Source organism: Streptomyces sp. NPDC059957 (genome assembly GCF_042730015.1).
In the GTDB taxonomy this organism is placed as follows: domain Bacteria; phylum Actinomycetota; class Actinomycetes; order Streptomycetales; family Streptomycetaceae; genus Streptomyces.
In genome coordinates, this window is the sequence record NZ_JBHWMB010000044.1 from 62,756 (window position 1) to 72,219 (window position 9,464).

Below are 9,464 nucleotides of genomic sequence, written 5' to 3' on the forward strand. Positions count from 1 at the left end.
AAAATACGGCCGGTCCCGGTCAGGAGCGGGGGTCGGTGTCCTCGGCGGAGCGGGCGTCGAAGATCCGCATGGCCTCGGCGGTGACGGGCCCGGGGCCGGAGCCCAGCTCGCGCCCGTCGATCCGTACGACGGCCTGGACGTCGCGCAGGGAGGAGGTCAGGAAGACCTCCTCCGCCTGCTCCAGCGCTTCGAAGGGCAGGTCGGTCTCCTTGGCCCCGCACCATTCGGCGACGAGGGCCCGGGTGATGCCGGCGAGGCAGCCGGAGGCCACCGGCGGGGTGTGCAACTGCCCGTCGAGGACGACGAACACATTGGAGCCGGTGCCCTCGCAGAGCCGCCCGACGGTGTTGGCGAAGAGGGCCTCGGAGGCGCCCGCCCGGTGGGCGGCGGCGAGCGCGACCACGTTCTCGGCGTACGAGGTGGTCTTCAGGCCGGCCACGGCGGAGCGCTCGTTGCGCACCCACGGCACGGTGACCACGGCGGTGGTGTCGGGGCGGCGGGTGGCCCCGGCGAGGGCGACGATCAGCGTGGGGCCCGCCTCGCCGCGGTCGGAGCCGAGCGGGGAGACGCCCCCGGTGTAGGTGACCCGCAGCCGGCCGAGCGGCAGTGCGTTGGCCTCCAGCACGGCGGCGCAGGCGCGGCGCACCTCGTCCAGGTCGGGGTCCGGCAGGCCGAGGCCGCGGGCCGAGCGGGTCAGCCGCTCCAGGTGCCGGGTGAGTGCGAAGGTCGTCCCGCGCTCCGCCTTGAGCGTCTCGAAGACCCCGTCGCCGACGGTGAGGCCGTGGTCGAACACGGACACCTTCGCTTCGTCCGCGTCCCGCAGTGCTCCGTCGAGCCAGATCCTCACCGTACGGTCCTCCCGCTTTCGTCCGTCTGTGCGTCGATCGTGCCGATCGAGCCGATCGCCCCGCCCGCGCCGGTGGCACCGGTCGCACCGGTCTCACCGGTCGCGTTCGCTTCGATCACTCCCGACGCTACCCGCAGCAGCCGTGCGGCCTTCAGCTCGGTCTCCGCCCACTCGCGGTCGGGGTCGGAACCCCAGGTGATCCCGGCGCCGGTTCCGAAGAGCAGCCGGGGGCCGCCGGGCGCCGTGCGGTCGATCCAGAAGGTCCGGATGCCGACGGCGAGCTCGGCCGTGCCCCGGTCGGCGTCGACCCAGCCGATGCCCCCGCAGTAGGGGCCGCGCGGGGCGGTCTCCAGGGCCTCGATGATCCGCAGGGCCGAGGATTTGGGGGCTCCGGTGACGGAGCCGGGCGGGAAGGTCGCGGCGAACAGCTCGGGCCATCCGGCGCCGTCGGCGAGTTCCCCGGCGACGGTGGACACGAGGTGGACGAGGCCCGGGTGCTCTTCGAGCGCACACAGTTCGGGGACGGTCACGGTGCCGGTGGCGCAGACCCGGCCGAGGTCGTTGCGTACGAGGTCCACGATCATCACGTTCTCGGCGTGGTCCTTGGGCAGCAGATCGGCGGCGGTGCGGCCGGTGCCCTTGATCGGACCGGACTCGACGCGGCGGCCGCTGCGGCGCAGGTAGAGCTCGGGGGACGCGGTGGCGATCTCGACGCCGTGGGCCGGCAGCCGAATCGTTCCTGCATACGGGGCCGGGTTGCCGCGCGCGAGCAGCGCCGTCAAGGCGTCGACATCGGCGCCCGCCGGATCGGGAAGCGGCGCGGACATCACGCGGCAGAGGTTGGCCTGGTAGACCTCCCCCGCCTCGATGTGCTCGCGGATGCGGCGTACGCCGGCGGTGTACGCGGCGCGGTCGAGTGAAGAGGTCCACTCGTCGGCATCGGGGCCGCGCCAGGCCCCGGGGACGGGGACCGGCACCGGGTCGGGGCGTATGTCCCCGAAGCGCGCGCAGACGAGACGGCCTTCGAAATCGGCCGTCACCGCCCAGAAGCCGGTGGAGTCGAGGGCACCAGGATCGCTGGTGACATCTCGAAGATCGGTCGCGAGAAGGCCGCCGAAGCGGGCGAGGGGAGGCAGGTCGTGCACGGCTGCGAGTCTATGACCGGTGACGCCCGGGCGCCGATGAGGCGTCTGCCGGGTGACCGGCGGTGATCGGGCGGCAGCACGCTGCGGAAACGCGTTTTTGAGCTGGCCCGGGAATCCGCTAGAGTTCAACACGTCGCCAGGGAGCGAAGGGGGAAAACCCCGGAGCGAACACGGTGACCTGCGGACGTAGCTCAGTTGGTAGAGCACCACCTTGCCAAGGTGGATGTCGCGAGTTCGAGTCTCGTCGTCCGCTCAAAGGTGGGGGATCATCTTCCCGAGGACCCCCTGCTTGCTCCATGGTGGAGTGGCCGAGAGGCGAGGCAACGGCCTGCAAAGCCGTCTACACGGGTTCAAATCCCGTCTCCACCTCCAAGGACGATTAGCTCAGCGGGAGAGCGCTTCCCTGACACGGAAGAGGTCACTGGTTCAATCCCAGTATCGTCCACTGGTCCGCAAGGATCCCCGCGCGATTAGCTCAGCGGGAGAGCGCTTCCCTGACACGGAAGAGGTCACTGGTTCAATCCCAGTATCGCGCACGCAGTATGATTCACACCTGCCACCTGCGGTGCTCGCACCGCGCATGTGGCCCCGCGCGATTAGCTCAGCGGGAGAGCGCTTCCCTGACACGGAAGAGGTCACTGGTTCAATCCCAGTATCGCGCACCAGTTGTCCGGAAGCCCCGGCCGTTCACACGGCCGGGGCTTTCGCGTGTGTGGCCCTACGGCTCAGGAGGAGAAGAGCATCCGGCCGAAGCCGCCCTTGCGGTGGCCGTGGCCGTGACCGTGGCCGTGGCCGCCGTGCTGCGGGGCGCCCCAAGCGGGCGCGGGGGCGGCGTGCTGCTGCGGGTACGCGGCGGGGGCCGGGGCCGGCGGGGCGGCCGGGGGCGGGACCTGGCCGTACTGCTGGGTGTACTGGGACTCCAGACGGGTCAGCGCCTCGAGCTCTCCGTAGTCGAGGAAGATGCCGCGGCAACCGCTGCACTGCTCTATCTGGACACCGTTGCGGTTGTACGTGTGCATCATCGCGTGACACTTCGGACACTGCATGACCGGATCAACTCCTCGCCGTTCGCGTCGACACCGGATGCGTACCCGGTGGCGTGCTGCTCACCCTACGACGGAGCCTTCGGCTCCAAGTCGGGCGGGAGGGAGGCAATTCGGGCACAGGCTTCCACCATCAGCCGCTCCATGTCGTCGAGTCGGCGCCGCTCGCGGGCCGCCTTGGCGAGGGCCAGCGCGGCCGTCTGTACGGTGAGCGCCCGGGCGGCGAGGTCGAGTTCCGGCCAGGGGTCGCTGCCGGGCGCACCGGCCGCGGGGCCGCCGGCGCCGCGGTAGGCGTCGAGGAAGCGCAGCCAGGTCTGCGCGTCCAGCAGTCCGGCGGCGTACCAGGCCGCGGGCCGGGCGAGGTCCCAGGCCGGCGTACCGAGTCCCAGGTCGTCCACGTCGATCAGCCGCCATCCCCCTGCCGGGCTCCGGACCAGCTGCCCGAGGTGCAGGTCGCCGTGGCAGAGCGCCCCGCCGGACGGCGCCGGCCCTTCCCCCCGGGCCCACCCGGGGAGCGTGGCCGCGGCGACCCGTACGAGCCGCGCCAGCTCCGCGGCGTCGGCGTCCGCGCCTGCCGTCCCGGCCTGGAGGGCCTGCCCGGCCGGGATGGACACGACGGCGCGGCGGCCTCGGCCGGCGGACGGTGCGACGGGGAGGGCCACAGCCACCTCGGCCCGGGTCGCCCTGCCACTGGAGCCGTGGTCACGGCCCTGACCCTGGTCGGCGGGGTGTCCCCCGGCCGGGCGCCCCCGTGGCGCGCCGCCCGGGTCGCCGGCCTCCGGGCCCGCGGGCCCGGAGCGTCCCGACACCGAGCGCGGCGCGGCGACCGGCACCGCGGGCGGGTGCGCCGCGTCGAGGCGGCGGAGGGCGCGGGCGAGTTTCGCCGGGCCGCGCATCGGGGGGAGCGGGTACGGCAGGTGGTGGAGCGGGGTCCGGTGCAGGGCGGCCAGCAGCTCGGCGGCCGGCTCCCAGGGGGCCTCCTCGGGACGGTCCGGAGCGACCGGAGCGCCGTAGGGCCACAGGGAGACGGGCCGGGATCCGACCAGGCCGAGCCCGGTACGCAGCGGGGGCAGCAGCACTCCGGCCAGCGCGGGGTTCCCGGCCACGCGGATCCGTACCGCCAGGGCGTCGGGATCGCTGTCGCCCGCGTGCGCCTTGGCCACGACGTCCCCGCAGCGGACCACGGTGCCGTCGTCGCGGTCCGCGAGGAGTACGTACTCCGCCGCGCCCGCGTACGCGGCGAGCTCGGCCGCGCTCACTCGCTCCAGCGGAACCACGCCTCGGCTCTCCCCGTGCTTGTGCACCCCGGGCGGGTGCTCCTCGGGTCGAGAGTACGCAGCACGGGGCCGGGCGGCAGTCGTGGCGCCGCCGTCCGGGCACCACCCACCGGCCATCGCCGGACGGAGTCCGGCGCAGCGGCCCGGAGGCCCGGGAAGCGCGCCGGCGCCGAGCGGCGCGAGGGGCGCGAGGGGCGCGTCGAAGGGGGCGTGCGCAGGCATGAAAAAGGGTGCTGCGCGTCCGGCTCCCCAGCCGTACGCGCAGCACCCTTCACCTGCCGTCCGTCGACCGCTCCCCCGTCCCCACGGGGTTCGGCCGGTGACAGTCCCGGCCCAGGCCGCTCTCCTGGGCCCGGGGCGCCGCTCAGCGCCCCAGCATCACGCTTACGGACGACGCCTGTGCCACCACCTGGTCGAAGCCTCCGAAGAGGAAGAGCAGGACGGCGGCCAGGGGGAGCACCATGGCCGCGGCCACCAGTGGATGGCGACGACCGGACTCATGGCCGTTGAACGCGAATGCCTTGCGTCCCTGCCGTGCGATGTCCGCCATGGTCCTCTCCCTGTCGTTTGGCAGCGGCGGGTTTATGACCTCGGGGGACGAGTGCTCTCCACCCGCCGCTTGTCTTCAACACTAGGTGCGGGGAAGGCTCCTGGCCTCATGCCTTCGTACCCATTGCCTGGCCTCCAGGAGGATGAGGAGTCCGCCTCCGGTGTACTCCCCTGGGTGGAGACCGGTCCCCCGCTCTGAGGGTCTTCCCGGAGGGGATGACCGGAGCGTGGTGACTTCGCTCACTTCCGTCACTCACCGCACACGTCCGGCCGCCGACCAGGCACTCCCAAGATCAACCGGCCGGGCCCGGCCGCCCCCGCGGCCTCCACTCCCCCACCGCTCCTCCCCGAACCCCAATTCCCTTGACCCCGGCCCGGCTTGACCGGGGCACCCCGCTCCGCACATGCGTCCTACCGGTGGTCCGGTGATTCCCCAAGTGGACTGCCCCGTACTGACAATCGAATCCCCCGGCGAGGGCGCGGCCTCTGAGCGCGCATGCCGGATGGTCCGTAAGCTGTGCCACGTCAACAGGACGACCGGTCAGCGGGGTGGACATGGCGATGATGCGGCTCCGGCGCGAGGACCCGCGTGTCGTCGGCTCGTTCAGGCTGCACCGGCGCCTCGGCGCCGGCGGCATGGGCGTCGTCTATCTGGGCTCCGACCGGCGCGGACAGCGCGTCGCGCTCAAGGTGATCCGCCCGGACCTCGCCGAGGACCAGGAGTTCCGCTCGCGCTTCGCACGCGAGGTCTCCGCCGCCCGGCGGATCCGCGGCGGGTGCACCGCGCGCCTGGTGGCCGCGGACCTGGAGGCGGAGCGCCCCTGGTTCGCCACGCAGTACGTGCCCGGCCCCTCCCTGCACGACAAGGTGGCCGAGGAAGGCCCCCTGACGGCCGCCGCCATCGCCGCCATCGGCGCCGCGCTCTCCGAGGGACTGGTCGCCGTACACGAGGCCGGGGTGGTCCACCGCGACCTCAAGCCCTCGAACATCCTGCTGTCGCCCAAGGGCCCCCGCATCATCGACTTCGGCATCGCCTGGGCCACCGGCGCCAGCACCCTCACCCACGTGGGAACGGCCGTCGGCTCCCCCGGCTTTCTGGCGCCCGAGCAGGTGCGCGGCGCCGCCGTCACCCCTGCCACGGACGTCTTCTCCCTCGGCGCCACCCTCGCCTACGCGGCCACCGCCGACTCGCCCTTCGGGCACGGCAGTTCCGAGGTCATGCTCTACCGCGTGGTGCACGAGGAGCCCCACCTCCAGGGTGTTCCGGACGCGCTCGCGCCCCTCGTACGGGCCTGCCTGGCGAAGGATCCCGACGAGCGGCCGACCACGCTCCAGTTGTCGATGCGGCTCAAGGAGATCGCGGCCCGCGAGGCGCACGGCATGGGCGACAGCCGCCCGCCGGCGCAGCGGGTACGGACCGAGCGGCCGACCGGGCGCCTGCCCGAGGGCTACGTCGAGGACAGCGCGGGGTACGCCGAACAGCGCACGGAGCGCCGCACGGCCGGTACTCCCCTGCCGGGACGTCCGGGCACGGGAACCGGAGCGGGCCAGGGGAAGGCGCCGGCCAAGGGTCAGGGACCGCGCGGCGGGCCGGACTCGCGGCCCTCCTCGGCCCGGGGCACCGGCTCTCGGGGCACCGGCTCGCGGGGCCCCGGCTCCACCGCCGGGCGTACGGGCGGCCGCCCGGCTCCCCGTACGACGGGCACGGGGCGGCGGCCGTCGCGGCCGGACCCCAAGCTGATGCGCCAGCGCCTGATCGTCTTCGTCGTGGTGACGCTGCTCGTGGCACTGGGCATCGCGCTGGCCCAGAAGCTCTAGCCGGAAGCTCCGGCCGGGAGCTTCCGGTCCCCCTGCGGGTTTACGGGCGGCCGCCGGCCACCGCGTAGAAGGCGACGGCCGCGGCCGCGCCCACGTTCAGCGAGTCCACCCCGTGCGCCATCGGGATCCGTACCCACTCGTCGGCCGCGACCAGCGCCTGCGTCGACAGCCCGTCGCCCTCCGCACCGAGCATCAGCGCTACCCGCTCCAGGTCCCCGGGAGCCGCCACGTCGATCGGCGAGGCCTTCTGGTGCGGGGTGAGGGCGAGCAGCTTGAAGCCTGCCTCGCGCACCGAGTCCAGGCCCTTGGGCCAGGACTCCAGCCGGGCGTACGGGACGGAGAACACCGCGCCCATGGAGACCTTCACGGAGCGCCGGTACAGCGGGTCCGCGCAGTCGGGCGAGAGCAGTACCGCGTCCATGCCGAGGGCGGCCGCGCTGCGGAAGATGGCGCCGATGTTGGTGTGGTCGTTGACCGCTTCCATGATGACCACGCGCCGGGTGCTGGCGAGCAGCTCCTCGGCCGTGGGCAGCGGCTTGCGCTGCATGGAGGCGAGGGCGCCACGGTGCACGTGGTAGCCGGTGACGCGCTCGGCGAGCTCCGGGCTGACGGCGTAGACCGGGGCCGGGAGCTCGTCGATGACGTCGCGCATGACGTCGACCCACTTGGCGGACAGCAGCATCGAGCGCATCTCGTACCCGGCGTCCTTGGCGCGTCTGATCACCTTCTCGCCTTCGGCGATGAAGAGACCTTCCGCGGGCTCGCGCCTGCGCCGGAGTTCTACGTCGGTCAGGCCCGTGTAGTCGCGCAGGCGCGGGTCGTCGGGGTCCTCGACGGTGATGAGATCAGCCACAGGGTGATACTGCCTTGTCCTGGGTGCGGTGCCAACGGCTCTGCGGGGTTGCGGGATTGCGGAGTGTCACTCGGCCGCGGGCCGGTGGACCTTCACCACGTCGCCGATCACGATGACGGCGGGCGGCCGCACCTCCTGGGCCTTCACGGTCTCGCCGACGGTCGCCAGGGTGGCGTCCACGCGGCGCTGGGAGGCGGTGGTGCCCTCCTGGATGACGGCGACCGCGGTGTCGGCGGGGCGGCCGTGGCGCACCAGCGCCTCGGCGATCAGGCCGATCTTGTCGACGCCCATGAGGATGACGAGGGTGCCGGTGAGCTTGGCCAGCGAGGCCCAGTCCACCAGGGAGCGCGGGTCGTCGGGGCCGACGTGGCCGCTGACCACGGTGAACTCGTGGGCCACGCCCCGGTGGGTGACCGGGATGCCGGCGGCGCCGGGCACTGAGATGGAGCTGGAGATGCCGGGCACGACGGTGCAGGGGATGCCCGCCTCGGCGAGGGCCTGGAGCTCCTCCATGCCGCGTCCGAAGACGTACGGGTCCCCGCCCTTGAGCCGCACCACGGCCTTGCCGGCCTTGGCGTGCGTGATGAGGGCGTCGTTGATGGCTTCCTGGGCCATGAAACGGCCGTACGGGATCTTCGCGGCGTCGATGACCTCGACGTGCGGCGGGAGCTCGTCGAGGAGGTCGCGGGGGCCCAGCCGGTCGGCGATGACCACGTCGGCCTCGGCGAGCAGGCGCCGGCCGCGGACCGTGATCAGGTCCGGGTCTCCGGGGCCGCCGCCGACCAGGGACACGCCGGGGGTGTGCGGGCGGGCGGCGGTCAGGGAGCCGTCCCGCAGCCCCTCGACGACCGCGTCGCGGACGGCTGCGGAGCGGCGGGGGTCGTTGCCGCTCAGCACGGCGACGGTGACGCCCTCCACCCGGCCGGTGGCCGGGGTCCAGGCGCTCGCGGCCTCGGCGTCGTCGGCGCGGACGCACCAGATCCGCTCGCGCTCGGCTTCGGCGGAGGCGGTGTCGTTGGCGGCACGGTCCCGGGTGGCGACCAGGGCGTACCAGGCGCCGGCCAGGTCGCCGTCCTCGTAGCGGCGGCGCTCCCAGCGGATCTCGCCCGTCTCCGCCATGGCGTCCACGGAGGGGGTGGCGGAGGGCGAGATCAGAACGATGTCGGCGCCGGCGGCGATGAGCGCGGGCAGCCGACGCTGGGCGACCTGGCCACCGCCGATCACGACGACGCGGCGGCCCGTGAGGCGGAGTCCGACGGGGTAGGCGGGGTGTGCCGGGTGTCCCATGGCGGTTGCGGCTCCTGATGCGGCGGTGACGGCGGGCCGCTGCGTCGCTGGAGCGGCTGATCGGACGGTGACGTGCGGTGGCCCGTCCGGGGTCCACGATACGACCCGCCTGCGCGGTGGTCGCCTCGGGGGCGGCTGGCCGGGCCGGGCGGTGCCCCCGGCTCCGCCCCAGGCCACGGGGCTCCCGCCCATGATCACCCGGCCGGGCCTGCTCCGACGCGGCTCCCGCCGGGGGCTACGTCGGCCTACAGGGCTCCTGCCAGGGGACTGCCCCGGCCGACAGGGCTCCTGCCAGGTGTGGCTGCGTGGGCCGACGCGGCTCCTGCCGGGAGTGGCTGCGGAGGCCGACGGGGTCGTCCGGGCCCTGCGGGGCATTCCCCACCCCGCCCCTTCCCGAAACCGGGGCTGCGCCCCGGACCCCTTCGGGGGCTCCGCCCCCGGACCCCCGCTCCTCAAACGCCGGAGGGGCTGATCTGGTACCGGAGGGGCTGGATTTGGTACGGGAGGGTCTGGGGTGGGTACCGGAGGGGCTGGATACCTGCCGGGGACGTTGCCGGGGACGGTGACGGGGGCTGGGGCGGTGACGGGGACGGGGTGGGGTGTCGTCCGGGACGTAAAACGTGATGTGTTGGCGCGAAACAAGGC

General features: G+C 73.7%; 8 protein-coding genes and 5 tRNA genes. 6 read left to right on the forward strand and 7 right to left on the reverse strand.

Going from position 1 to position 9,464, the window contains the following annotated elements:
* Positions 1-19: 19 nt before the first annotated feature.
* Positions 20-847: an aminotransferase class IV gene (locus tag ACFWBW_RS26725; RefSeq protein ID WP_385377134.1), complete on the reverse strand. Its 828-nt coding sequence runs from the start codon at positions 845-847 to the stop codon at positions 20-22.
* Positions 844-1,992: a chorismate-binding protein gene (locus ACFWBW_RS26730; RefSeq protein WP_385377137.1), complete on the reverse strand. Its 1,149-nt coding sequence runs from the start codon at positions 1,990-1,992 to the stop codon at positions 844-846. Before ACFWBW_RS26730 ends, ACFWBW_RS26725 begins: the two co-directional genes overlap by 4 nt.
* Before the next feature lie 180 nt (positions 1,993-2,172).
* Here ACFWBW_RS26730 and ACFWBW_RS26735 point away from each other — a divergent pair.
* From ACFWBW_RS26735 to ACFWBW_RS26755, 5 genes are all read left to right on the forward strand, one after another.
* Positions 2,173-2,245: transfer RNA gene (locus ACFWBW_RS26735), tRNA-Gly, on the forward strand.
* A 45-nt stretch (positions 2,246-2,290) separates the two neighbouring features.
* Positions 2,291-2,364: transfer RNA gene (locus ACFWBW_RS26740), tRNA-Cys, on the forward strand.
* Between the two features lies 1 nt (position 2,365).
* Positions 2,366-2,437: transfer RNA gene (locus ACFWBW_RS26745), tRNA-Val, on the forward strand.
* 19 nt (positions 2,438-2,456) lie between these two features.
* Positions 2,457-2,528: transfer RNA gene (locus ACFWBW_RS26750), tRNA-Val, on the forward strand.
* A 54-nt stretch (positions 2,529-2,582) separates the two neighbouring features.
* A tRNA-Val gene (locus ACFWBW_RS26755) sits at positions 2,583-2,657 on the forward strand.
* Between the two features lie 60 nt (positions 2,658-2,717).
* On the opposite strand, the gene ACFWBW_RS26760 is transcribed toward ACFWBW_RS26755, so the two are convergent.
* The 3 genes from ACFWBW_RS26760 to ACFWBW_RS26770 all read right to left on the reverse strand — a co-directional run bounded on the left by ACFWBW_RS26760 (position 2,718) and on the right by ACFWBW_RS26770 (position 4,862).
* A complete protein-coding gene (locus ACFWBW_RS26760; RefSeq protein WP_385377139.1) occupies positions 2,718-3,038 on the reverse strand; it encodes a zf-TFIIB domain-containing protein in 321 nt (106 codons plus the stop codon).
* Between the two features lie 65 nt (positions 3,039-3,103).
* Positions 3,104-4,339: a phosphotransferase gene (locus tag ACFWBW_RS26765; protein ID WP_385377142.1), complete on the reverse strand. Its 1,236-nt coding sequence runs from the start codon at positions 4,337-4,339 to the stop codon at positions 3,104-3,106.
* Between the two features lie 337 nt (positions 4,340-4,676).
* Positions 4,677-4,862, reverse strand: coding sequence for a hypothetical protein (locus ACFWBW_RS26770; protein WP_385377145.1), 186 nt, complete (start codon positions 4,860-4,862; stop codon positions 4,677-4,679).
* A 554-nt stretch (positions 4,863-5,416) separates the two neighbouring features.
* Between ACFWBW_RS26770 and ACFWBW_RS26775 the strand changes: the two genes are divergently transcribed.
* Positions 5,417-6,679 carry a protein kinase gene (locus ACFWBW_RS26775; RefSeq protein ID WP_385377148.1) on the forward strand — a complete coding sequence of 421 codons (1,263 nt, stop codon included), beginning with the start codon at positions 5,417-5,419 and terminating at the stop codon, positions 6,677-6,679.
* A gap of 40 nt (positions 6,680-6,719) precedes the next feature.
* Here the strand turns inward: ACFWBW_RS26775 and ACFWBW_RS26780 are convergent, their stop codons facing one another.
* Entirely contained in the window at positions 6,720-7,532 is an 813-nt protein-coding gene (locus tag ACFWBW_RS26780) for a TrmH family RNA methyltransferase (protein ID WP_385377151.1), read from the reverse strand.
* A gap of 66 nt (positions 7,533-7,598) precedes the next feature.
* Positions 7,599-8,819, reverse strand: a complete 1,221-nt coding sequence (gene cobA, locus ACFWBW_RS26785) for a uroporphyrinogen-III C-methyltransferase (RefSeq protein ID WP_243334181.1) — start codon at positions 8,817-8,819, stop codon at positions 7,599-7,601.
* Positions 8,820-9,464 lie beyond the last annotated feature (645 nt).